Here is a 24,812-nt window from a genome sequence, read left to right on the forward strand (position 1 = left end):
TCTCTATTAAGCTGCAATTACCATCTGTTCTTTATTTAAAATTTCTTTAGCTAAATGCACATATGCTATAGCCCCAGAACATTTTAAATCATAAATTAATGCTGGCTTTCCATGAGATGGAGCTTCCGAAATACGAACATTGCGCGGAATCACTGTTTTATAAACACTCTCACCCAAACATTCTCTTACATCATATTCTACCTGTTCTGTTAATTTATTGCGTTTATCATACATAGTTAATACTATCCCATTTATATCCAATATTGGATTAAGACGACTACGTACTAGTTGTATTGTTTGCAATAAATGGCTTAATCCTTCCAAAGCAAAAAATTCACATTGAAGAGGTATAATAATAGATTTAGACGCGACAAGAGCATTTAAAGTTAAAATACCTAAAGACGGTGGACAATCAATTAAAATGTAATCATATTGTTGCTTGCTTTCATCTAATTTATTTTTTAGAACAAATTCTCTTCGTTTTAAATTTATGAGTTCTATTTCAGCCGCTGATAAATCAACAGTCGCTGTAATTATATGCAATTTAGGAATTTCTGTTGTAATTATAGCATCATCTATGTTGATTTGGTCAGTTAATACATCATAAATTGTATGGATTCTCTGCTCTTTAGTAACACCAAGCCCAGTACTAGCATTACCCTGAGGATCAAAGTCTAAAATCAAAGTTTTTTTTCCTACAGCAGCCAATGCTGTTGCCAAATTTGTTGTTGTTGTTGTTTTTCCCACCCCACCTTTTTGATTTACTACAGATATAATTTGAGTCATCATTTTCTCCTCATTTATGTTTATAAGAATTTATCTGTAATACATATGCATCTTCAAATGTAATACTATTATATAATATATAATCTACACTATATATTTTCTCTGCTTCTTTCAGCTCATTTATTACATTATGACCTTTTAATAACAGCCATTTTTTATTATGACCAATAAAACCTTTACTTATATCTAATATATTCTTTAATGGAGCAAACGCTCTAGCTATTATTATATCGTTATACCATACTTTCAAATTTTCTATTCGTGTATTATGTATTATTATTTTTTGATTACTTAATTTAGATGCTTCTAATAAAAATGCTGATTTACGCATATCACTTTCTACTAAATGAATTTCTTTTATGCCGCATATTGATAATATAACACCAGGAAGCCCAGCACCACTACCAAAATCTGTAATTATAGAATTCTTAGTATTAATATATTTGAGAAGTTGCATAGAATCAACTATATGACGTAACCATACTTCATCTATCGTTCCTTTACTTATTAAATTTATTTTATTATTCCATTTCTTAAGTAATTTTATATATAAACGCAGCTGTTCAAATGTTTCACGTGAAACATCTAACTCATGCTTCCTACAACATTCTTTAAAATCATTAAATTCCATATTGTCTTAAATATATTATCAAAGTTGTTATTGCAGCTGGAGTAATACCAGGTATACGTCTTGCATCTCCTATATTTTTAGGTTGATAATTTATAAATTTCTCTACAACTTCATTAGATAAACTCTTAATTATTTTATAATTAAAATTATTTGGTATTAATAAACTTTCTTCTTTTCTAAATAATTCTATATCTTCATCTTGACGCTTTATATAAAACAAATATTTTGCTTCAATTTCCAATTGCTCCTGAATATCATCGCTAAAATGTGCTATTTCCTGCCATATATCTACAATATTTTTTATTGAAATATTAGGATGACTTAATATTTCAAAAGCATTTCTTATTCTACCATCTTGACTTATATTAATATTATAATTTTTAAGCTTATTAGGGGTAAGAGAAAGAACTCGCATTTTATCTTTTGCTTCAACTAACTTAGCTTTTTTATTTTCAAAATTTTCCTGCCTTGCTTTACTAATACATCCCACCAGAATACCTTTATCAGTTAATCTAAGATCTGCATTATCCGGACGCATAGTTAATCTATATTCTGCTCTTGAAGTAAACATTCTGTAAGGCTCATTTGTACCTAGATGTATTAGATCATCTATCATAACTCCTATATAAGCCTCTGTTCTATCTAACACAAAATCTCCTTTACCCGCAAGAGAAGCTGCTGCATTTATGCCAGCTATAATGCCTTGCCCAGCCGCCTCTTCATATCCAGTAGTGCCATTAATTTGGCCAGCTAAATATAAACCATTTATACGCTTAGTTTCTAAAGTTGCCTTCAATTCTCTAGGATCTACAAAATCATATTCTATTGCATATCCAGGCCTAATCATTAAAGCTTTTTCCAATCCAGGAATAGATTTTAATAATTCTAATTGAATTTCTTCTGGCAAGGAGGTTGAAATACCATTTGGATATATAGTATGATCATTTAAACCTTCTGGTTCTAAAAAAATCTGATGCTGTTCTTTATTACTAAAGCGCACTATCTTATCTTCAATAGATGGACAATATCTAGGTCCTCTACTTTCTATTTGCCCTGAATACATAGGAGAATTATGTAAATTCTGCTTTATAATTTGGTGAGTTTTTGATGTAGTATGAGTTATATAACAACTAACTTGCGGAATGTGTATTGTATCTGTCATGGTAGAAAATGGTTTTGGAGGATTATCACCCTTTTGTTCTTCCAATTGGTTCCAATCTATTGTCTTACCATCTAAACGAGGAGGAGTGCCTGTTTTTAATCTAGACAAATTAAAGCCTGCTTTTAACAAAAATAAAGACAATCCTTGAGATGGAGGCTCTCCTATTCTACCAGCAGATGTTTTTTTACTACCTATATGAATTAACCCTCTTAAAAAGGTACCTGTAGTTAAAATAATTTTTTGAGCAAAAATCTTTACATTATCGTTTAAAATCACTCCAATAGCTTTATTATTATTTAAGATAATATCTTCTACAGATGCTTCTTTTATAGTAAGATTAGATTGATTAAACAGCTCTTCTTGCATCGCATGACGATATAATTTTCTGTCTGCTTGAGCTCTTGGCCCCCTAACAGCTGGACCTTTACTATTATTTAATATTTTATAATGTATTCCAGCTTTATCAATTACCCTAGCCATCAATCCATCTAGAGCATCTATTTCTTTTACTATAATTCCTTTGGCCACCCCTCCAATAGCTGGGTTACATGACATTTCACCAAGGTTAGAATATTTTAAAGTAATAAGCAAGGTGGCTGCCCCCATACGTGCAGCAGCAGCTGCCGCTTCACAACCCGCATGACCTCCTCCTATTACTATTATATCATAGTTATATTGTTCCACGTGAAACACTCTCAATATTTATTTTTTATAGTCTTTTCTCTTAATTTAGCTAATCTTATAAATCTAGAAAACGCATATATCATGCTGTCAATAAAACCATCAATACCGTAAATAAAATATCTGCGCAATAAATAAAATTTTATAAACACCATCCAGAACTCTATTAATACCCTTATTGGATTTATTTTTCTACCTTTTTTTAAATCTTCTTCAACTTGAATATTAGTATAAAAATTAATTTTATCCATCATTTGCTGTATAGATCTAAAAGATCTATGCCAAATTACATTTTTTAACTCTAAAGGACTAACTTCCATTTTTTTGTTTAATTTTACAGAATCACGATATAAACTTGATAAATCCCCGTAGCAAAATCCTGCTATTTCGATATTATAAAATCTAATAACCTTATTTCTAGGGGCAATTTTACAAAGAAATTTCTTTTTAAATCTGTGCACCATTACTACATTTATATAATAAGCGCTTGGAGTTAAAGTATTTTTGGAAAATAATAAAAACACTTCCTCTTTTAAGTTCTCTGAAAACTCTTCATCTGCATCAATATTAATTATCCATTTATTTCTACATAAAGATTCACCAAATATCTTTTGATTTACATATCCAGACCATTCATTATATACAACCCTAGCTCCTAAATTTGTAGCAATTTCTACAGTTTTATCCTGACTGCCACTATCAATAACTATAACTTCGTCTATCCAATCTACTAAGCTTTTAATTGCTGTACCAATAAAATCTTGTTCGTTCTTAGCTATAATAAAGGCAGAAATAGGCAACTTTATTTTCATTTAAGGAGCTTTTTATAAATGTTAATTGTTTTATTACACATCATTTCTACAGAAAAATTATCCCTAATATGATTACGAGCTGCTTCACTAATAATATCTTTTTCACGTGGAGCTAATTTTAAAACTTTTTCAATAGTTTGGTATAATATCTCTGCATCATCATGCGGTACAAGCCAACCTGTTTTTCCATGTAAGACAGTTTCACATGCACCACCCAAATTTGTAGCAATAACCATTCTGCCCATAGCTTGCGCCTCCGTTACCACTCTACCAAAAGCCTCAGGCTCAATTGAAGCCGAAATTACAATATCAGCTAACATATATAAAGCAGGCATATCTAAAACATTATTTATTATAGCAACTTCATGGTTAAGACCATATTCCGCTATAGTACGCTTTATTTCTTTTCTATAGCTTACATGCCCTTTATCACTTCCTACAAAAATACATGCAAAACTATTTGCAGGCAATCGCCTTAAAGCCTGTAATAGGTATAAATGTCCTTTCCAACGCGTAATTCTTGCTGGTAACAAGATTAATGGCTTATCTAACTGAATATTCAATTTTTTTGCCATTTGCATTATTCTATGTTCATTTATGGTGTTAGGATCAAAATATGATAAATCCACTCCTCTATGAATTACTTTAATATTTTTTTCCTCAACTATATAATTTCTCTTAATATGATCATCAATATAATTTGAAACAGCTATAATATATTGGCCCTTAGTCATAATGGCATTGTAAGCACGTTTTATAAAATTTGTAATTTTATACACCCCGTGAAAAGTAGTAATAAAATTACAACCGGTCCTACGTGCAGCTAAATATGCACTCCATGCAGGTGCTCTTGATCTTGCATGTATAATTTGTATATTATATTCTTTGATGATTGATGCTAGTAATTTGCTATTTTTGTATATTACAAAAGGATTTTTACTTTCCAAAGACATTTTTATGTGAGTTGCACCCATCTGATATAAGGCCGAAATCATAGGTCCTCCTGCAGACACAACATAAGCTCTATAGCCATTTTTAATTAGTGCTTCTGTAATCTCAATGGTCCCTCGCTCTACCCCACCTGAAATTAAGGCTGGTAAAACTTGCAAAATTCCTGTTTTATGGTAAGAATCTTTATTTGAATTATTTATCATATTTCTTCTTTTATGAGCTTAAAATGAATATAGCTTTTAATGTTCAAAAACTTTTACTTAGTAATAATAATTATATTGCTTATAGCAAAATAAATAGCAAAACTCAAAATGAATTACCAGGAATAATTTTTTTTTCTGGATTTAATTCCAATATGCAAGGTACCAAAGCTAGAAATTTAACTGAATATTGTCAAAATAACAATTATAATTTTATTAAATTCGATTATTTAGGACATGGGCTATCTTCAGGGATTTTTCATGAATGTACTATAGGGATATGGCTTGAAAACTGCCTTTCTATTATTGATAACCTTACTACAGATAAACATATCTTTATTGGTTCAAGCATGGGAGGGTGGCTAGCTTTACTTGCTTCTATACTTAGACCAGAAAAAGTTGCTGGTATTATATGTATTGCTGCAGCTCCAGACTTTACAGAAAATTTAATTTGGAATACTTTAAGTCTTGAAGAAAAAAATAAACTTCAAACTCAAGGTATAATCAAATTGTCTTCGAATTATTGTGAAGGAGAATATGAAATTTCTCTAAAATTAATAGAAGAAGCAAGAGAGCATTTGATTTTAAATAAACCTTTAGATATTAAATGTCCTATTTACTTATTACATGGGATGGCAGATAAAGATGTACCCTATAATTTTTCGCTAGATTTAGTAAATTCAATCTCCTCTCAAGATATAACAGTAAAATTAGTAAAAGATGCTGGACATGGCATGTCTACTAAAGTAAATTTATATTTACTCTATAATACCATTAATGAATTAATAACCAAAATTACAAATAAATAAAATGTATAAAATAACTTCTTCAGAATTCTCTAAATTATCTCATATAAGCCATGCTTTTTTTACAAGAAATATTCCTAGTAATTCTAATATTTATATAGACAAAACTTCTGATAATACGCTTAAGCCACAAATTGAACATAATAAGCAAATTATTGCCTCTATGTTTAATCAGCCTTCAAGCAACTTATGTATTCTCAAACAAGTACATGGAAATAAGGTAATCACTACTAACTATGTTTGGCCAACAGGCTCAGAGCCAGAAGCTGATGCTATTATTACCTCAACACCAAATATTTTACTTGCAATCATGACAGCTGATTGCTGCCCTCTTCTGTTTGCTGACTATAATCAAAATATAATAGCTGCAGCACATGCAGGGTGGCGTGGAGCAAAAGAAGGGATACTTGAGCATACCGTTCAAGATATGCTAAAATTAGGTGCGAAATTAGAGGATATTAAAGTGGTAATAGGACCATGCATCCATCAAAATTCTTATGAAATTGGACCAGAGTTTTATCAACTATTTATGGATGAATCTAAGCTAAATTCTCAATTTTTTATTACCTCACCTAAAGCAAATTATTTTAAATTTGACTTACCAGGTTATGTTACGAATAAATTGCAATTATTAGGAATTAATGCTATTAGTAACATTAATCGTAACACTTTTGCTGAGACAGAACATTTTTTCAGTTATAGGCGTCATACATTAAGTAATGATATTAATGATAAAGGCAGCCTTTTGTCCGTTATCACTTTGAAATAATTCTTAAATAATAATATGTTTAATATAACAGCTAATTTTTTAAAGCCTGCTAACCTCATAAAGTCATCATCTATATATATAAAATGGCTATCAACTTTAACTTTGATATTCACGGTAATTGGGTTATATTATGCTTTTTTTAATTCTCCAGATGACTATCAGCAAGGTAGTGCCATAAAAATAATGTATATACATGTGCCTGCTGCTTGGTTATCCATGTTAATTTATACTATATTAACCTTAAATAGTATATTATATTTAATATATCGTAATCCTATCTATGATTTAATTGCTAAATCAATTGTAATAATAGGTGCTATTTTTACATTTATCACCCTTCTTACAGGAGCATTATGGGGGAAACCTATATGGGGAACATGGTGGGTATGGGATGCCAGATTAACTTCAGTATTAGTTTTATTTTTTCTATATCTTTCTTATATAGTATTACATTACAATTTTGAAGTTAGAGAAAATAGTGCCATGCCCTGTGCAATTCTTGCTATTGTTGGGTGTATCAATATACCTATAATAAAATTTTCAGTAAATTTTTGGCATACACTTCATCAACCAGCTACTGTTTTTAGGATTGATAGCCTACATATACATTATTCTATGCTTATACCTTTACTACTAATGTTTTTAGGATATTTATGCTTTTTCTTATTAATCAGCACTATTAGACTTAAAACTTTATTATTAAATAAAAAAATTACCCGTTTACAAAAAGGGTATTAAATTATAAAAGTAGTGTAATTTTTACTAAATAATCATATAAGTAATATTAGGTTAAGATATTATAGATAATTTATTTATTTAAAACCAGAGATAACATCTGCAAATTCAAATGTTTTCACTATATATAAAATATCTATCACTTAATTCTAAAATGGTATAATATTAGAAGGTTTAATAAAATGACTTATGTTGTAACCGAGGCATGCATTAAATGCAAATATACAGATTGTGTAGAGGTTTGTCCTGTAGATTGTTTTTATGAAGGTGAAAATATGCTAGTTATTAATCCTGATGAATGTATTGACTGTGGAGTATGTGAACCAGAATGTCCGATTGAAGCTATTATTCCAGATACCGATACAGATAAGTCAGTAAAATGGTTAGAAATAAATAAAGAATATTCTGCAAAGTGGCCTAACATTAATAATCGTAAAGATCCTTTACCAGAAGCTGAAGAATTTAAAAATAAAAAAGATAAATTTGATCAATTTTTTAGTCCTAAGTCAGGTGGATAGTTTTGCTTAAAAAATTATGTTACATAATTTTTGTTTATATTTTCTTGCTATTATGTTTAGTGCAAAAGGCCTCCGCTATTGCGTTAATTACTGATGATGAGATTGAAAGCTCACTTAAAAAACTAGCTACACCCCTGTTACTGGCAGCTAATATAAATCCTAATAATATTTCTATAAGGCTGGTTCAGGATAAATCTGCCAATGCTTTTGTCGCTGATAATAAAAATATTTTTTTAAATACAGGATTATTACTTGCCTTTTCCGATACTCCTGAAGCAATTTTAGGAATTCTAGCCCATGAAATAGGTCATATAAAGGCAGGACATTTATTACGAAATCAAGAAAAATTATCTCAAGTAAGAAAAGCAACTATCACTAGCTTAATATTGGCTACTGCTGCTGCAGTAGCTGGAGGAAACCCCGATGGAGTAGCTGCTGCCGTGATAGGCTCATCCCATATAGGAGAACGTGAAATGTTAAGGCATTCTCGTGAAAATGAGGAAACTGCCGATCAAATAGCAGTAACATTACTAAAAAAAATTAATATTTCTCCACAGGGATTAGTGAAGGTACTAGAGTATTTTAAACAAAGAGAATTAGCAAGCTATGATTCTATCAATCCATATACTCTTACTCATCCTATTAGTAGAGAGAGGCTAACTTTTATAAGAAATTATCTTCATAATTTAAATTATTCGCCTGTTTCTATTTCGCCTGCAATAAAGGAGAGTTTTATGCGTTCAATGAAAAAATTAAAGGCTTTTTTAGAACCCTCTGATATAACCTTAAATTCTACTCCAAGTAATGATAGTATTAATGATATATACGCCCGTGCTATAGCTTTATTTAAACTACCTGATTTAAAGAAAGCCATTAATTTAATGAAAATATTAACTACACGTGAACCAAATAACCCCTATTTTCTAGAATTTACAGGGCAAATCTTGTTTGAAAATGGCCATATTCAAGATTCTATCAAATATTATGAAAATGCTCATAAATTATTACCTAAAGCTTTAGGTATAAAATTAGGCTTATCTATAGCATTAATAGCTTCTACAGATAATAATCACCATATACACAACTCTGCTAATTTAAATCAAGCAATTAGTTACTTAAAGCAAGTTTTAGAACAAGAGGATGATAATTTATTAGCTTTAAGATCACTTGCTATTGCTTACGGACGTCAAGGCCAAATTGGAATCGCTAATGCCATTCTAGCTAATATAGCCTTACTTAATGGTAATGCCCAAGAGGCTATAAAATTTGCAAAATTAGCTAGTAATCAATTACCAAAAAATCATCCTTACATGTTTAAAGTAAAAGATATCCTTAATTCAGTTAAATAATTATGACCATACTAAAATGCATAGGATTAATGAGCGGTACATCTATGGATGGTATAGACGCTGTTTTACTCGAAACAGATGGAAAAACTTATACAAAACAATTATCTAGTCTATCCTTATCTTATGACAATTCTTTTAGGTCATTATTAAAAGCTGCCGAATTAGTAGTTAGAAAGTACAAAGGTAACCTAGAATTAGCACAAGAAAATTATCAAAATTTATCAGATATTATCGCTACTTCTACCATATCACATACGAAAATTGTAAAAAAACTGTTAGAAAAATCCTTATTTACTGCTAAAGAAATAGATGTAATTGGATATCATGGACAATCTCTATATCATAATCCAGAAGAAAAAATTACTATATCTGTTGGATACAGCCAATTATTGGCAAATAATACTGGTATTCCTGTGGTTGCTAACTTTCGTGAACGAGATGTAAAAAATGGAGGACAAGGGGCACCATTCGCCCCCATATATCATCAAGCACTTGCTATTCGAGATAAGCGTTTGCCTATAGCGGTTGTAAATTGTGGTGGCATTGCCAATGTCACTTTTATAAGGGACTCTAACCCAAATAATTTGATTGGCTTTGATACAGGACCAGGTAACGTACTAATAGATCAATACATACGCAAATTTTCAAATAATACTGAATTTATGGATAAAGATGGAAAACATGGTAAATTAGGAAAAATGCACGATAATATCTTTAAAACACTATATAATTCAGCTGTTGTCAAAAATAACGTTAACTATCTTAATAGCTATCCTCCTAAGTCCCTTGACTCTAGTAATTTTATTTTAACGGAAGAAATTTTTACCTTAACTCCCCAAGATGCTTGTAGAACCCTTGCTGCGTTTACAGCATATATAATTGCAGAATGCACAAAATTTATTACTTTTCCGTCCCCTTTAACTTGGGTGATGTGTGGTGGAGGATTTAATAATCCTGTAATTGTTACAGAACTAAATAAATATATAAAAGAAAAATTAGGAGAACAAGCAAAAATAATAAAGGCAAGTTCTATAGGCTGGGATAGCCAATATATGGAGGCCGAAATATTTGCATATATCGCAGCTCGTACTATGCTTCAGTTACCTTCAAGTTTTCCTCAAATTACTAACGTTAAATCCCCTACTATAGCTGGCGATATTTTTTTACCTCATGTAGATTTTTCCCATGATGTGAGTAAAATATAAAATCTCTGTAATATCAATACTTGGAAATTTAATACTATCAATTTAGATAACTAGATCTTCCTTATCTCCCCTATCTAGATCTATCTCATATACTATAGTTTTTCAGCTTCCTTAGCAGATAGGAATGATGAGCAAATCCTACTTTTTGTTAGGTTAGCGAAGAGTGACGCATATACTAATTATAAGTTTAAAATATGTTATAAAAGTTAGTAATTAATTCAGGACAATTTTCCTAATTTAAGTTGAAAACCATAAATAATCAGTCTTGAATTATTCTAATAAATTTATTAAGCTAACTTAAAGTTTATTAAGGAAATTTTTGTTAAAACAAAACTAATAATTAAATAGGAGAAAATAAATGAACTATTTATTAAAAATATCTTTAGTGTTAGGCTGTTTAGCATTATCATCTTGTGCAACTGTATTTTCTGGTACTAAACAGAAAATAAATGTCGTAGCTGTAGATGCTACAACTCAGCAACCTCTATTAGATGTCTCTTGCCATGTCACTGATGGAACAGGAACATATTTACCAGTTCCTACCAATCCTGGTACTGTAAAAGTAACTAGAACAAGCAATGGTGTAACTCCTATATGTACGAAAGTTGGCTATACTCAGAAAAATTTTGGTGTAGGAAGTAGTTTCAATGCAGTTACTAGTTAATGTACTATTTTGGCCAGGTTTCATTGTAGATGCTGCTACTGGTGCCGTACATAAAGCTCCTTCACATATTACTGTCTTTATGGAAAGTAAGTAAAAGATTTTATCAACCCTATTAAGCTATCAGGATATTCTCTGCTGGTAGCTTAATTCTTATAATATTCTCAATATCATTATAATTTATTCTATAGTTTCTTGATTTGAATCAGCATATGCGTCACTCTTCGCTAACCTAACAAAAAGTAGATTTTGCTCATCATTCCTATCTGATAAGGAAGCTACAAAAACTATAGTCTTGGAAACATTATTAATACATCCTAAAAATAAATAACTATTCTTAAGTTTTATAACATATTTATTAAAATAATTTGACTTTTATTAATAAATATTTTATAAACGCCAAATTAATAATTAAATATAGGTAAATAAATGAACTATTTATTAAAAATATCTTTAGTGTTAGGATGTTTAATACTATCTTCTTGCGCTACCATATTTTCTGGTACTACACAAAAAATAAATATAGTAGCTATAGATGCTAAAACTCAGCAACCTTTACAGGATGTATCATGCCATATTACCGATGGTACAGGCTCATACTTACCAATATATGGTAATCCTGGAACTGTAGTAATTACTAGAACAAGTAGTGCTATAACGCCTAGATGTACAAAAGATGGTTACACCCAAAAAAGTTTTGGTGTGGGTAATAGCTTTAATGGAACAACTATAGTGAATGTTCTATTTTGGCCAGGCTTTCTTGTAGATGCTGCTACTGGTGCTATGCATAAGGCTCCTTCACATATAACCATACTCATGGAACGTAATTAAAAGAGTTTTGTAAACAATTCTAAATAGCTACCTAAATAATCGGTAGCTATGTATTGATCTTAGGAAACGGCGTTATATTAATTATATTTTTAGAGCCTGTAAAATTATTTATAAGAGTTAATGCTGATTTATGCATAAAAATTCCTTCAATAGGATACTTCCAATCTGGCCATAACTCAGCTAAAGGTACTAGAAAAAAGTCTCTATTAAGAAGGTCTATATGAGGTATAACAAGCGACATAGAGCCTACAGAAATCTCGATATATTCTTCTGCATATACTAATATATCTATATCTATTTCTCTAGGCGCCCATTTTAATCTTTTTTTGCGTCCTAGAATTGTCTCTATTTCTTTAATTTTTTGTAAGAGTTGAAGAGGCTTATAATTAGTTGCACCTTTTATTACAATGTTATAAAAAGTTTTATTCCAATTACTTGGAGCATTTTCAGGTACTAAAGGCGCTGTTTCGTATAAAGATGAAATAGTAATATTAGATATGACATTCGCGCTTAATAAATAGTCAACAGCCTTTCTTAAATTTTCTAATCTATTACCAAGATTGGCACCTAATCCTAGCGCAATATTAATCATGATAAGTAAAACTTGTGGCCCCCAAAAGATCCTTTATTACACCTGGATATTTATCTAATTTTAACCAAATTTTAACATTAGAATTATTTATAAAATCTTTAATTGACTGATATAATTGGTAAGTTAAATATTCTATTAGCTTAAATTCCCTATTTTCACAAAATTCTTTTATAACATTAGCTAACTGATTATAGCAAATCGTATCTTCTATATTATCACTAAAACAACCTTTAGGCGGTGTTATAAAAATTAATTTTAACGACAAATAAATTTCTTGAGAAATTTTACGTTCTATATCACTTACCCCTAAATTTACCTTAATAGATAATTTATCAAAAGATAAAATTGGACCTATAGCACTATTCACAAAAAGATTACTTGAATTTACCATTTAATTAAACTCGCTCCCCAAGTTAAGCCAGCCCCAATCGCAACTAATAATACTAAATTACCCTTCTTTATACGATTATTACGTAATGCGTGATCTAACGCAAGTGGAATAGAGGCAGCTGAAGTATTAGCATGCTCTGATACGGTAGAAATTACTTTATCTAGAGGAAAAGATAGCTTGGTTGCTAAAGCCTCAATAATTCTGTAATTAGCTTGGTGCGGAATTAATAAATCTATATCTTCTATAGATAATTTTTCTTCAGATAAAATCTGTAAAATAGAATCTGCCATCTTGGTAATAGCATGTTTAAACACTTCTCGACCAAGCATTCTGATTTTTCCAGCTTGACCCGTAGAAGCTACCCCTCCATCAGTATATAATATATTATTATATTGCCCATCCGAATAAAGCTTAGTATTTATTATGCCTGAATCCCCTACATCACTTGCAGATAATATAACGGCTCCCGCTCCATCTCCAAATAATACACAAGTAGACCGATCCTGCCAATCTAAAAGATTGGACATAGTTTCTGCTCCCACTACCAATATATTTCTGGCCTGAGATGTCTTGATCATAGAATCTGCTATTGAAAGAGCATAAATAAAACCTGCACAAACAGCTTGTATATCAAAAGATGCACCTTTCCTCATACCAAGAGATGCTTGCAATTTGGCTGCTGTAGAAGGAAATGTAGTATCAGGAGTAGTAGTAGCCACTATAATCAAATCTATATCTAATATAGAAACTCCACTAGCATTGATAGCCTTCTTTGCAGCATTTAAGGCTAAATCTGAGGTTAATTCACCTTTAGTTACTAAATATCTTTGCTTTATACCAGTTCTTTCAGTAATCCAAGCATCATTGGTATCCACTGTTTTAGATAATTCATCATTTGTTATTAACCTACTAGGTAGATATGAACCAGACCCAATAATTATAGATTTTGTTTTATTTTGCATAATTCTTAAATAGTAATAAATTCTTGAGAACTGCTAATTTCACGATTAATTTTAGCATTTATATCATGGTATACTAATTCTACTGCAACTGAAATAGCATTAGCAAATGCAAGCTCATCAGCAGAGCCATGACTTTTTACAACAATACCATTTAATCCTAAAAACATCGCACCATTATATAATCTATGATCTAATTTTTTTAAAGTTCTTCTTAAAGCAGGAGCAGCTAACAATCCTCCCAGTTTTGCTATAAATGAACTTTCAAAAGCTTGTTTAAAGAAATATTTACAAGCCTGAGCTGTGCCTTCAGCAGTCTTTAATGCAATATTACCAGAAAAACCATCTGTGACGATTACATCAGCTGTACCTTCAGCTATATCGTTACCTTCTATATACCCAATAAAATTTATCGGTATATTTTCTGCTTTCAGCATTGCGCTAGCAGCCTTTACTATTTCATTACCCTTAACGTCTTCTGACCCTATGTTAAGTAAGCCTATCGTGGGGCTAGATAATCCTAATACAGCTTTTGCAAAAGCATCCCCCATAAAGGCAAACTGGAATAAATTTTCAGCTGAACACTCAGCATTAGCACCTAAATCTAACATTACAGATTTATTACGTAAAGTTGGAAGAAGCGTAGCTATTGCAGGTCTATCAATCTGAGGTAAAGTCCTTAAGGCTAATTTTGAAATAGCCATTAAAGCTCCTGTATTACCAGAAGACACTATAGCATCAGCTACACCATCTTTCACTGCGTTCACAGCCTGCCCCATACTAGTATTTTTACTATTACGTACTGCAAAAGAAGGTCTAGTTTCAGGAGAAATAACTTCTTCAGTATGTATAATTTCACATCTAGATTTTAGATTTGTAAATTTACTTAACTCAGAATTAAGATCCTTTTGGTTGCCATATAACACAAATTTTACATTAGGTTTGGTCAATAAAATATTATTAGCCCCTGCAAGTACTGACCAGGGCGCACCTTCACCTCCCATAGCATCTAAAGCAATTACGGGATCTTTTTTGAGTATATTCTCCATTTTAATTTAGAATCTACGCTTCTTTTGTAACTAATACTTGACGTTTATTATAATAACCATCCTCTAATGAAAGATGGTGAGGTAATTTATATTCCCCGGTAGTAGCATCTACTACTACATTTATCTTTTTTATACCTAAATGAGCTCTACGCATTTTACTCTTCGATTTCGAAGTTTTTTTCTTAGGAACAGCCATGTTCAAAATCCTTATTTTTAAGAATACATACTAAATTGTTTACTTATTACTAGAAATACATTATAAACTTCAAGATATTTTATCTTGTTTATATAATCTAGTTGAAAAAGATGTTTAACCTATTTTTTATATTAAGTCAAATTAGACAAAAATTATTATTAATATTTGTATTAGCAGTAATGGCTACTGCTTGCACAAAAAATATATTAGTGCATGGCTTTATTTTTAAGAGCCAGGATTTAGCTAAATTACAGAAAAATGTTACCTCTCAAAACGATGTTTTAGAAATATTAGGTACTCCTACTACTACCTCAGAGTTTGGTAATAATACTTGGTATTATCTATCTTCAAAATATGAAAGGATTGCTTTTTTAAACCCTAAAGTAATAGAAAAGCGTGTCTTATTACTAAAATTTAATAATCATAATATTCTTGAAGATGTAGAAGAATATGTCTTAGATCAAGATGACTTAGTAGTATTTTCCGATGAATCTACTGGTGTAGCCGGAGATGATACTAGAATATTCAAGCAATTTATAGAAAATATAGGACGTTTTAATAAAAAAGGTCCACGTAATAAGGGAAGACCATGATAGAACACTCTAATAAAAGTTGGTATGGCACTACTATTTTATCTGTACGAAAAAATGGTAAAGTGGTAATTGCCGCAGACGGGCAAGTTTCTATTGCACATACGGTAATAAAATCTTCAGCCAATAAACTAAGAAAATTAGCAAATGGTACAATACTCGCTGGATTTGCTGGCGCAACTGCAGATGCATTAACTTTATTTGAAAGGTTAGAAGCAAAGCTGGAAAAACATCCTGGACAATTAACTAGAGCCTGCGTAGAACTAGCCAAAGATTGGCGTACAGACCGCTATTTACGTAAATTAGAAGCAATGATGATAGTTGTAGATCAAAACGTATCTTTAGTGCTTACTGGTAATGGTGACGTGTTAGAACCAGAAGGTGGAATTGCAGCTATTGGCTCTGGGGGTAATTATGCACTAGCAGCTGCACGTGCACTAATAGACATCAAATCCCTAACAGCAGAAAAAATTGTAAATCGTGCTATGAATATAGCAGCAGAAATATGTGTATATACCAATAATAACATCACAATAGAGACAATAGGGCAAGAAAAAGATGAGCGCTGATTCTAAAAATTTAACTCCTCAAGCAATAGTTGCAGAACTAAATCGTTTTATCATAGGCCAATTAGCGGCTAAAAAGGCTGTAGCTATTGCACTGCGTAATCGTTGGCGTCGCAAACAAGTTCCAGAACCTCTCCGTGATGAAATTGTACCAAAAAATATTTTAATGATTGGACCAACAGGAGTAGGTAAAACAGAAATTGCAAGAAGATTAGCAAAGCTTGCCAATGCTCCTTTTATTAAAATAGAAGCTACTAAGTTTACAGAAGTAGGATATGTCGGTAGAGATGTTGATTCTATTATTAGAGATTTGGTAGAAATTTCTATAAATATTATACGTCAAAAATTACGTAAAGAAGTATATGAAAAAGCAAAAAACGCTACTGAAGAACGCATTCTAGATACGTTAGTAGGAGATACAGCTAGCTTAGAAACAAGAGAAAAATTTAAAACTTTACTACAAGAAGGTAAATTACAAGATAAAGAAATAGAAATACAGGTAAAAGAATCTGCTCAATCTATGCCTACATTTGATATACCCGGTATTCCGGGAGGACAAATGGGAGTAATAAACGTAGGTGAAATGCTAAACAAAACCTTAGGCTTAGGAGGACGTACTAAAAATAAGAAAATGACCGTTCTAGACGCTTATGGTGTTTTAATGGCAGAAGAAAGTGATAAGCTACTCGATGAGGATAAAATCATTAGCCAAGCTATTGATATGGTAGAAAATGAAGGAATAGTGTTTATTGACGAAATAGATAAAATTGCTGCTAGATATGAAGCTAAAGGTGGAGAAGTAAGCAGAGAAGGTGTACAAAGAGATCTATTACCACTTATAGAAGGTACTACTGTCTCCACAAAATATGGTTCTGTTAAAACTGATTATATTTTATTTATAGCTTCAGGTGCCTTTCATATGGCTAAGCCTTCTGATTTACTCCCAGAATTACAAGGCAGATTACCTATTAGAGTTGAATTGAAAGCTCTAACTCATGAAGATATGGTTAGTATTCTTAAAGAGCCTGAAACTAGTTTGCTTAAACAATATGAAGCTTTGCTTGCAACTGAAAATATTAACCTAACATTCACAACTGATGGTATTAATGAATTAGCTCGTATTGCAACTATAGTAAATCAAGATGTAGAAAATATAGGCGCTAGAAGACTACATACAATTTTAGAAAAATTACTTGATGAAATAAGCTTTAATGCAAGTGAAGAATCAGGAGCTAAGATAGTTATAGATGAACAATACGTGAAAAACAAATTAGATAATATTCTACAATACTCAGATTTATCAAAATTTATTTTGTAATTAATTATCTGCCGGGAGTTAAATAGTATAAAATTAATAGTACGATTTTATTATATTTGCATTTAGTATAACAATAATACTATATAATTAAATATTTTTTTATTAATCGTATTATTATTGTAATAATTGTAAAATTATATTAAGAATAAGTAACGATGTAAATAAGGGAATTGGAGCAAGAAATGAAATGTATATTAAAAAATAAATTAGATACTACTATTAAATTATCTGAACAAGAGAAAATATTGGCAGATTATTATCAATTTTTTACTGATCCAAAAGGTATAGATATGTTACCTTATGCTTATATGGGATCAAGCTCTACCTATGACTTAATGGTGAAAAATAACCCTGATTATTATTTATTTAGTGAGGAAGTAGCTATAATAAAAAATAATGCTGAAAAGCTTACTACTCATCTATCAGATATTAAAGATATTATTGAAATTGGACCAGGATCAAATCATACAATAACTAATAAAACTATCCCTCTATTAAATTATGCGAAGTCGTTGAAACGTTATTATGCTATAGACCATTCAAAACCTTATTTAGATAAGGCCTGTGCCTTTATAAAAGAAAATACGTATAACATAGATATAAGGGGTGTTGAAGCTGATTTAATGTCTCTTGGTAATCTTAAATCATTAAAAAAAGAGGATGATAAGAAATGTATATTATTGCTGGGGGGAACAATAGGGAATTTTTCTTCCTCTCTACAATTACAGGCTTTACAGCAAATATTCAAATTAATGAATATTGGAGATAAATTGCTTCTAGCAGTTGATACGAATCAAGATGAACAAACTCTTATTAAAGCCTATGATAATATATATTCTTATAAGTTAATTAGGGGTATTTTAGAATATTTTGCTATTATTCATCCTCCCTTTAAAGATTATTTAAATTTTTTTGAAATAAGATTTTTATGGCATAAACATTGTAGGACGATAGAAAAATTTTTTGTAGCAAAAGAAAATATAATTTTTGAAATGGAAAAATATGGTACTATTGCTATAAGACAAAATCAAGAACTTCGGGGAGCTGCCTCACAAAAATTTACCCTAATGGATATTAACAATTTATTACATAAAATAGGATTTGGTGTGTTAGATATATTGAATTATAATAATAAAGTACGGTTAATAATATGCAAAAAGCCATAAACCTTGCCTTTTGGATTAAAGCTCTAGCAAATATTGCTGAAAATAGGGTAAAAAAATATGGAGCATCTTATTATACATTTTCTATAGTTGGTCTCATCAATTTTCCTATTGCTATTATATATGAAATATACACAAAATCTTACCTTACTGGGATAATAATAAGAATTATTTCACTCATACTATGCTTAGTATTGTTATTTCATAAACAATGGCCATATAAATTAAAATTTTATTTACCATTATATTGGTTTAGTGTGATTATTTTTACACTCCCGTTTTTGACCACTTATCTTTTACTAAAAAATAATTTCTCATTAGAATGGCTTATCAACTTTAACATAGGAGTGATGATTGTCATTTTGCTATTAGACTCTATTACTTTTTTGAGTGTTGAGGCTATAGGTATAATTTTAGGCTTATTATTTTTCTATGTGTTGGGCAATAAGATTGATAGTTGGCCTACAGGTTATCAAACTTATCTATTTTTTTATATGTTTTTGTGTATTACAATACTTGGTACTATATTTGCAAAAAATAAGGAAATTTTTAATCATTTCAAAGAAAAAACTCTAAATGAAGTAAATGAATATTTAGAAACTCAGGTTCAAAGCAGAACCGCAGAGTTGGAACATGCACTTTCAGCCAAGACAGAGTTCCTAAATAATATGAGTCATGAGATTAGGACGCCGACACAAGGATTTACCAATTTATCTGAAGGGTTAGTAGAACACTGGAATATTCTTGAAGATCAAAGAAAATTTGATTTGGCTAAACAAGTAGCAACAAATGCGAAGAGATTATCTTCGCTGCTTAACCATCTCCTTGATCTTTCTAAGTTTCAGGCTGGCAAGATGATTATGAAGCTAGAAAAAATAGACTTAAATCTCATCATCCTTAAAATGATTGAGGAAGCTAAAATTTTATATATGGCTGAAAAAGAGGTTCTTATCAATTATACTCCTTTAAAAGACGCCTTTATCCTGGCGGACAAAGAAAGAATAGGCCAAGTCCTCCGTAATTTATTTGTTAATAGCATCAAATTCAGCCCAAATAATTCTACTCTAACTGTTTCTCTTAGCTCTTCAGAAATCACTTATGATGATGAAAATAAGTGCGAAGCTTATCATTTTGCTATTAAAGATGAAGGGATAGGCATTCCTGAAAATGAATTATATACTATCTTTGAGGTCTTTGTTCAAAGCAGTAAGACCAAAACAAAAGCAGGTGGTACCGGCCTTGGACTTGCATATGTAAAGAAATTATCGAAGCTCATCATGGTGAAATTTGGGCAGAAAATAATGAACAAGGTGCAACTTTTAACTTTGTTATTCCAATATCGCAGGCCAAACAAATGGACGGCCATCATATTATTGCCGAAAATAATGTCGAAATACCTACAAAACCTGCCACTCAAACTACTAAATCAGCTAACATTTTAATAATAGATGATGAAGATGCCTGCCTAATGAGTATGGAATTACTGCTTTTTGGAAGTGGCTATAATCTCCATAAAGCAGTGGGAGGTTATGCGGGCCTTGAATATTTAAAAGAACATTTTAAGGAAATAGATTTAATTTTGCTCGACTTAATGATGCCAGATATTTATGGCTTAAATGTACTCGCTGAGATCAAGCAGAACCCAGAGCTTGCTAAAATTCCAGTTATTTTACAGACTGGTTCTTCCGATAGTGCTGAAATTGAAAGAGCATTCACACTTGGCATTTTCACCTATATCAAAAAGCCCTACCAAAAACAGAATATAATGTATGAATTGGAAAAAGCTTTATAGCTTTAAATAATTTAATCTTTAGGAATCAAAAACATAAAAACTATAGCAAATTAATTGGTAATAGGGATAGAAACGAGGCGCTAAGTACATAGCTAAGCTAACCGAGTGACGACGTACCTATTGCAAATTAAAAAGCTTATATGTTGAACTCTTAATATTGTAATATATATATAGCCAAATAAATTTACTATATTCTAACCCTATCAATTTAAGATGAATAGGAGATTTCCAGATGGTATTAAGTTTTATATTATCTGATACTACAGGATTAAATATTATATCTTCCTTACTAATAGCCATTGCAAATTCTAAACAAGCTCTAGGCATATGGTATTCTGAGGTAACTAATCTTATAGTTTTAAAATTATTATCTTTCATCCAGTGGATAGTTTCTTGCACATTACCTTTCGTATTAGTTGCAACATAACCTAAAGTTATTTTATCACTAAGTAATTTAGCTTGTTCGTAATCATATATATGTATTTCTTCTAATTTAGCTTGTGATCCTACACCTGTTATTAACAATTTTTGAGCTTTATTCGCTGCCAGCAAAGCTATACCTTGATCAATTCTTCCTTTTCCCCCTGTTAATACTACTATTGCATCCGTCATAGTATGATTATCAGGAACAACCAAAGACATAGTATGGACAAAATACACAAACCCAATAAACCAAAAACTAATTAAAATTAATAGAATAAATGAAAAAGTTCTTATATATCTCAGCATATCTAACCAAAAATCTTATGAAATTCTCTTTTTAATACTTGATCTATAATATACAATTCACCGTTATATCCCAGTTCTTGCATTGAAGTTACTCCATATTCCTTAATTCCACAGGGTATAATTGAATTAAAATAACTCATTTCTGGATTAACATTTAAAGCTATTCCATGATAAGTTATCCACTTACTAACTCTTACTCCTATCGCAGCAATCTTTTCCTCTTTACCAGCTTGAGTCTGAACCCAAATACCTATTCTACTTGGTCTTCTTTCTCCATTAATACCAAAACATAATAAGCTATTAATTAACCATTGTTCCAAATTTTTAATATATTCCTTTAAATCTGGGATTTTATCTTTAGCCCTTTTTTTTAAATTAATCATAACATAAGCTATTCTTTGTCCAGGACCATGATAAGTATATTTACCTCCTCTACCCGTATTAATCACAGGTAAAACATTGGTATTTAATAATTCATTTTGATTTGCTGAAGTACCAGCTGTATAAACTGGACAATGTTCAAGTAACCATACCATTTCTGGAGCGATGTCAGCTTGTATATCTCTAACCCGGTGCTCCATAACCTGCAACGCTTCTTCGTATAAAAGAGGTTCCGGCGATATATTCCATTCTATTACATTATTCATATTAGCAAACATTAACGTAATTAAACTTCTATTTAGTAGTAGTATACCATTTTATACGGCAATATCTATTGACAATTTAACTCTTTATTTAACTGCAATGTTTTATTTTTTATATCGGTAGATTGATCAGGAAAATCTTTTGACAGCTTATTTAATATTAAACAAGCATCCTTTACTCTTTGTAAATTTTTAAGAGAAATGGATAATTTTAACATACTATCTACAGTTTTTTCTCCATGAGGAGAGAGTTTATAATTTCGTAAGAAATTGATAGAAGCATTTTCAAAATCTTTTTTAGAAAAATAGATTTCCCCTAACCAATAATATGCTTCTGGTGTTAGGTCAGTGTTAGGATAATTTTTAATAAATTGTTTAAAATATCTAATTGATTCATCTTTTTTAGCTGTTTTTAATAACGTAAAAGCTTTCTTAAAATCTTCTTCCATGGTATCATCAAATGAAGAATTATTACGTTTTACATCTTCTATCAATTTAGTGCTAACTATACCCAGGCTGTTATTTTCCTCAGGAGAGATTTTTTGATTTTCCATAGAAATATTTTGTTCTGAAGTTTTATTATTTGCTATAGATTGGTCAAGTTTTTTAGCTAAGGTATTAATATTATGTTCAAGCTGCTCCATTTGTCCAACAATAGTTCTCATTTGCTCTTCTACAATATCTATCCTATTTTCAATTGATGCTACAATATTATCATCTGGATTCATACCCTGTTTAGTACCACTTCTACTATATAAGTGTTTTTGTATAGTAATAAGATCGTGTTCTAATTTATCTATTCTATCGAGTAACATATTATTAGGTTGATCATTATAGTCATATGCCATAACTTGTATACTTAACATACATGTAATAATAGTATATAATCTCTTTTTAGAAAAAATAAAATCCAACATTTTAAACTATATCTTTAGATTAATATTATAAAATATGCATTATAATTAGTTTTTTATAAATTGTCAGCTTACTATTTAAAATTTGATGATACTTTTACTAATATTTTTTAATTATAAAGATATATTTTAATTGTATTAGCAGTTAAATACTGTAAATTCCTCTAGAAGTAATATTAGTTTACTATGGGACTGTTAACAAAATATTTTTAGATAAGATTTTGGGGGTAATTTTAGGGTATATTAAGTGAATTTTTGCAGCTAATATTGGTAATATTAGCAAAAAAATTACCGAAATATAGAAAAAATGAGATCAAAAGATTGCTAATAAAGACTTTGTTAACAGTCCCATATATAAAAATTTTATGTAAGGTCATCTATGCTTAAAAGAAATTTATTAATAATAATTATTATATCTTTTTACACTATTAATTATGCCCATGCTACTTCAAGGATAGATATAACCAGAGGGGTAAGAGAACCTTTACCAATTGCTATAACTGACTTACATGGTATTTCAGATGAAGAAAAAGAATTAGGGAACCAAATATCTAGCGTAATAGAAAACGATCTAGAAAGCAGCGGCCTATTTAGATCTATTGATAAATTGGCTTTTATAGAACAATCTTTGCATCTTAACAATATTCCATCCTTTGCTTCTTGGAGGCAAATTAATGCGGCTTCTTTAGTAATGGGAAATATAAAAATTAGTTCTGATGGATTGATTAAAGTCGAATTTAAATTATGGGATACCTATTCTGAATTACAAATTGCAGGCAAATCATATGCTCTAAATTCAGCTTTATGGCGCAGAGTAGCGCATAAAATAGCCGATGAAATATATCAACGACTTACTGGAGATACAAGTTATTTTGATACTCGTATTGCGTATATTTCAGAAACAGGACCAGGCCTTAAAAGAATAAAGCGCTTAGCTATTATGGACCAAGATGGAGAAAATAATGAATTCTTAACAAAAGGTAATTTTTTAGTATTAACACCTAGATTCTCTCCCTCAGGGCAACAATTATTATATTTATCTTATGAAAATAAAAATCCTAATGTCTATCTAATGGATATAAAAAGTAAACGCAGCATATTATTGGGAAAATTCCCAGGTATGACTCTAGCACCTAGATTTTCACCTGATGGCAAAAAAATAGTTATGTCTGTGTCATATAATGGCAATACTGATATATATTTATTAGATCTTACCACTTCGCAATCTATTCAACTTACCGACGATCGTGCAATTGATATTTCACCTTCATTTTCACCTGATAGCAACCAAATAGTCTTTGCTTCAGACAGAGGAGGAAGACCGCAACTATATATTATGGATTCTAATGGCACCAATCTTCAAAGAATCAGTTTTGGAGAAGGAAGTTATACTACCCCTATATGGTCTCCACGAGGAGATATGATAGCTTTTACTAAAAAACAATCAGGATCTTTTTATATAGGGGTTATGAACTCTGATGGTAGTGGTGAACGCATATTAGCACAAGGATTTTTAGTAGAAGGACCAACATGGTCCCCCAACGGACGTACTATCATGTATACTAGAGGGGAACCCAGTCATGGTGGCAAAATAGGCACATCTAGAATTTTTTCTATAGATTTAACAGGTTATAACGAAAGAGAGATTATAACACCTACTGATGCCTCAGATCCTGCTTGGTCACCACTATTACCATAAAAATTTAAGGAAAAATAACAGTTTAATATAGGATTTTGATTGACTATAATTATAGGTAATGTATTTGATGATGCGGAATTTATAAATAATTCCATTCTAAACATTTTCATAGG

At 30.6% G+C, this 24,812-nt stretch carries 30 protein-coding genes; 16 read left to right on the forward strand and 14 right to left on the reverse strand.

Annotation, left to right across the window (positions count from 1 at the left end; all coding sequences use genetic code 11):
* Positions 1–6 precede the first annotated feature (6 nt).
* The 5 genes from parA to cotSA are packed head-to-tail and all read right to left on the reverse strand — an operon-like array spanning position 7 to position 5,226.
* Positions 7–786, reverse strand: coding sequence for a Chromosome partitioning protein ParA (gene parA / locus NOVO_04285; GenBank protein AIL65239.1), 780 nt, complete (start codon positions 784–786; stop codon positions 7–9).
* Between the two features lie 10 nt (positions 787–796).
* Complete coding sequence (gene rsmG, locus NOVO_04290; GenBank protein ID AIL65240.1) at positions 797–1,417, reverse strand: Ribosomal RNA small subunit methyltransferase G; 621 nt, start codon at positions 1,415–1,417, stop codon at positions 797–799.
* A complete protein-coding gene (gene mnmG, locus NOVO_04295; GenBank protein ID AIL65241.1) occupies positions 1,407–3,263 on the reverse strand; it encodes a Glucose-inhibited division protein A in 1,857 nt (618 codons plus the stop codon). The genes rsmG and mnmG overlap by 11 nt, the downstream gene beginning before the upstream one ends.
* Before the next feature lie 11 nt (positions 3,264–3,274).
* Complete coding sequence (locus NOVO_04300) at positions 3,275–4,072, reverse strand: beta 1,4 Glucosyltransferase (protein ID AIL65242.1); 798 nt, start codon at positions 4,070–4,072, stop codon at positions 3,275–3,277.
* Positions 4,069–5,226 carry a GT1 family glycosyltransferase gene (gene cotSA, locus NOVO_04305; GenBank protein ID AIL65243.1) on the reverse strand — a complete coding sequence of 386 codons (1,158 nt, stop codon included), beginning with the start codon at positions 5,224–5,226 and terminating at the stop codon, positions 4,069–4,071. The genes NOVO_04300 and cotSA overlap by 4 nt, the downstream gene beginning before the upstream one ends.
* Positions 5,227–5,249: 23 nt before the next feature.
* Here cotSA and NOVO_04310 point away from each other — a divergent pair, with 23 nt between their 5' ends.
* From NOVO_04310 to NOVO_04350, 9 genes are all read left to right on the forward strand, one after another.
* Positions 5,250–6,032, forward strand: coding sequence for an acyl-CoA esterase (locus NOVO_04310; GenBank protein AIL65244.1), 783 nt, complete (start codon positions 5,250–5,252; stop codon positions 6,030–6,032).
* 1 nt (position 6,033) lies between these two features.
* Positions 6,034–6,798, forward strand: coding sequence for a Laccase domain protein yfiH (gene yfiH, locus NOVO_04315; GenBank protein ID AIL65245.1), 765 nt, complete (start codon positions 6,034–6,036; stop codon positions 6,796–6,798).
* Between the two features lie 15 nt (positions 6,799–6,813).
* Positions 6,814–7,536: a heme exporter protein CcmC gene (gene ccmC / locus NOVO_04320; protein AIL65246.1), complete on the forward strand. Its 723-nt coding sequence runs from the start codon at positions 6,814–6,816 to the stop codon at positions 7,534–7,536.
* Positions 7,537–7,715: 179 nt separating this feature from the next.
* Positions 7,716–8,051, forward strand: coding sequence for a Ferredoxin II (gene fdxA, locus NOVO_04325; protein AIL65247.1), 336 nt, complete (start codon positions 7,716–7,718; stop codon positions 8,049–8,051).
* Positions 8,052–8,053: 2 nt separating this feature from the next.
* Positions 8,054–9,400, forward strand: coding sequence for a Putative Zn-dependent protease with TPR repeat (locus tag NOVO_04330; protein ID AIL65248.1), 1,347 nt, complete (start codon positions 8,054–8,056; stop codon positions 9,398–9,400).
* Between the two features lie 2 nt (positions 9,401–9,402).
* A complete protein-coding gene (anmK, locus tag NOVO_04335; protein ID AIL65249.1) occupies positions 9,403–10,605 on the forward strand; it encodes an Anhydro-N-acetylmuramic acid kinase in 1,203 nt (400 codons plus the stop codon).
* Between the two features lie 358 nt (positions 10,606–10,963).
* Positions 10,964–11,269, forward strand: coding sequence for a hypothetical protein (locus NOVO_04340; protein AIL65250.1), 306 nt, complete (start codon positions 10,964–10,966; stop codon positions 11,267–11,269).
* A complete protein-coding gene (locus NOVO_04345; protein ID AIL65251.1) occupies positions 11,253–11,363 on the forward strand; it encodes a hypothetical protein in 111 nt (36 codons plus the stop codon). The genes NOVO_04340 and NOVO_04345 overlap by 17 nt, the downstream gene beginning before the upstream one ends.
* A gap of 332 nt (positions 11,364–11,695) precedes the next feature.
* Positions 11,696–12,097, forward strand: a complete 402-nt coding sequence (locus tag NOVO_04350) for a hypothetical protein (protein AIL65252.1) — start codon at positions 11,696–11,698, stop codon at positions 12,095–12,097.
* Positions 12,098–12,143: 46 nt separating this feature from the next.
* Here the strand turns inward: NOVO_04350 and folK are convergent, their stop codons facing one another.
* From folK to rpmF, 5 genes are read right to left on the reverse strand one after another with little or no spacing between them, the layout of a single operon-like run.
* Positions 12,144–12,689: a 2-amino-4-hydroxy-6- hydroxymethyldihydropteridine pyrophosphokinase gene (gene folK, locus NOVO_04355; GenBank protein AIL65253.1), complete on the reverse strand. Its 546-nt coding sequence runs from the start codon at positions 12,687–12,689 to the stop codon at positions 12,144–12,146.
* On the reverse strand, positions 12,682–13,080 hold the full coding sequence (locus tag NOVO_04360; GenBank protein AIL65254.1) for a Dihydroneopterin aldolase: 399 nt from the start codon (positions 13,078–13,080) through the stop codon (positions 12,682–12,684). Before NOVO_04360 ends, folK begins: the two co-directional genes overlap by 8 nt.
* Positions 13,074–14,042, reverse strand: a complete 969-nt coding sequence (fabH, locus tag NOVO_04365) for a 3-oxoacyl-[acyl-carrier-protein] synthase 3 (GenBank protein AIL65255.1) — start codon at positions 14,040–14,042, stop codon at positions 13,074–13,076. Before fabH ends, NOVO_04360 begins: the two co-directional genes overlap by 7 nt.
* A 5-nt stretch (positions 14,043–14,047) precedes the next feature.
* Positions 14,048–15,088, reverse strand: a complete 1,041-nt coding sequence (gene plsX, locus NOVO_04370; GenBank protein ID AIL65256.1) for a Phosphate acyltransferase — start codon at positions 15,086–15,088, stop codon at positions 14,048–14,050.
* Positions 15,089–15,101: 13 nt separating this feature from the next.
* Entirely contained in the window at positions 15,102–15,284 is a 183-nt protein-coding gene (gene rpmF, locus NOVO_04375) for a Ribosomal protein L32 (protein AIL65257.1), read from the reverse strand.
* A gap of 110 nt (positions 15,285–15,394) precedes the next feature.
* Between rpmF and NOVO_04380 the strand changes: the two genes are divergently transcribed.
* The 6 genes from NOVO_04380 to NOVO_04405 all read left to right on the forward strand — a co-directional run bounded on the left by NOVO_04380 (position 15,395) and on the right by NOVO_04405 (position 20,713).
* A complete protein-coding gene (locus NOVO_04380) occupies positions 15,395–15,877 on the forward strand; it encodes a SmpA / OmlA family protein (GenBank protein ID AIL65258.1) in 483 nt (160 codons plus the stop codon).
* Entirely contained in the window at positions 15,874–16,443 is a 570-nt protein-coding gene (gene hslV / locus NOVO_04385; GenBank protein AIL65259.1) for an ATP-dependent protease subunit HslV, read from the forward strand. Before NOVO_04380 ends, hslV begins: the two co-directional genes overlap by 4 nt.
* Complete coding sequence (hslU, locus tag NOVO_04390) at positions 16,433–17,758, forward strand: ATP-dependent protease ATPase subunit HslU (protein AIL65260.1); 1,326 nt, start codon at positions 16,433–16,435, stop codon at positions 17,756–17,758. The genes hslV and hslU overlap by 11 nt, the downstream gene beginning before the upstream one ends.
* Positions 17,759–17,940: 182 nt before the next feature.
* Positions 17,941–18,924, forward strand: a complete 984-nt coding sequence (locus tag NOVO_04395; protein ID AIL65261.1) for a hypothetical protein — start codon at positions 17,941–17,943, stop codon at positions 18,922–18,924.
* Positions 18,909–20,363, forward strand: a complete 1,455-nt coding sequence (locus NOVO_04400) for a Sensor histidine kinase (protein AIL65262.1) — start codon at positions 18,909–18,911, stop codon at positions 20,361–20,363. The genes NOVO_04395 and NOVO_04400 overlap by 16 nt, the downstream gene beginning before the upstream one ends.
* Complete coding sequence (locus NOVO_04405; protein ID AIL65263.1) at positions 20,276–20,713, forward strand: chemotaxis protein CheY; 438 nt, start codon at positions 20,276–20,278, stop codon at positions 20,711–20,713. Before NOVO_04400 ends, NOVO_04405 begins: the two co-directional genes overlap by 88 nt.
* Positions 20,714–20,830: 117 nt before the next feature.
* On the opposite strand, the gene NOVO_04410 is transcribed toward NOVO_04405, so the two are convergent.
* From NOVO_04410 to tolR, 3 genes are read right to left on the reverse strand one after another with little or no spacing between them, the layout of a single operon-like run.
* The gene (locus NOVO_04410; GenBank protein ID AIL65264.1) at positions 20,831–21,442 is read right to left on the reverse strand and encodes a hypothetical protein; all 612 of its coding nucleotides are present in this window, start codon (positions 21,440–21,442) and stop codon (positions 20,831–20,833) included.
* 2 nt (positions 21,443–21,444) lie between these two features.
* The gene (lipB, locus tag NOVO_04415) at positions 21,445–22,101 is read right to left on the reverse strand and encodes an Octanoyltransferase (GenBank protein AIL65265.1); all 657 of its coding nucleotides are present in this window, start codon (positions 22,099–22,101) and stop codon (positions 21,445–21,447) included.
* A 53-nt stretch (positions 22,102–22,154) separates the two neighbouring features.
* Positions 22,155–23,003, reverse strand: a complete 849-nt coding sequence (tolR, locus tag NOVO_04420) for a Tol system periplasmic component TolR (GenBank protein ID AIL65266.1) — start codon at positions 23,001–23,003, stop codon at positions 22,155–22,157.
* A 376-nt stretch (positions 23,004–23,379) separates the two neighbouring features.
* On the opposite strand from tolR, the gene tolB reads away from it, so the two are divergent.
* The gene (gene tolB / locus NOVO_04425) at positions 23,380–24,699 is read left to right on the forward strand and encodes a translocation protein TolB (protein ID AIL65267.1); all 1,320 of its coding nucleotides are present in this window, start codon (positions 23,380–23,382) and stop codon (positions 24,697–24,699) included.
* Here tolB and NOVO_04430 read toward each other — a convergent pair.
* Complete coding sequence (locus tag NOVO_04430; protein AIL65268.1) at positions 24,630–24,809, reverse strand: hypothetical protein; 180 nt, start codon at positions 24,807–24,809, stop codon at positions 24,630–24,632. The genes tolB and NOVO_04430 overlap by 70 nt on opposite strands.
* Positions 24,810–24,812 lie beyond the last annotated feature (3 nt).

This window comes from Rickettsiales bacterium Ac37b, assembly GCA_000746585.2.
Classification (GTDB): Bacteria; Pseudomonadota; Alphaproteobacteria; order Rickettsiales; family Arcanibacteraceae; genus Ac37b.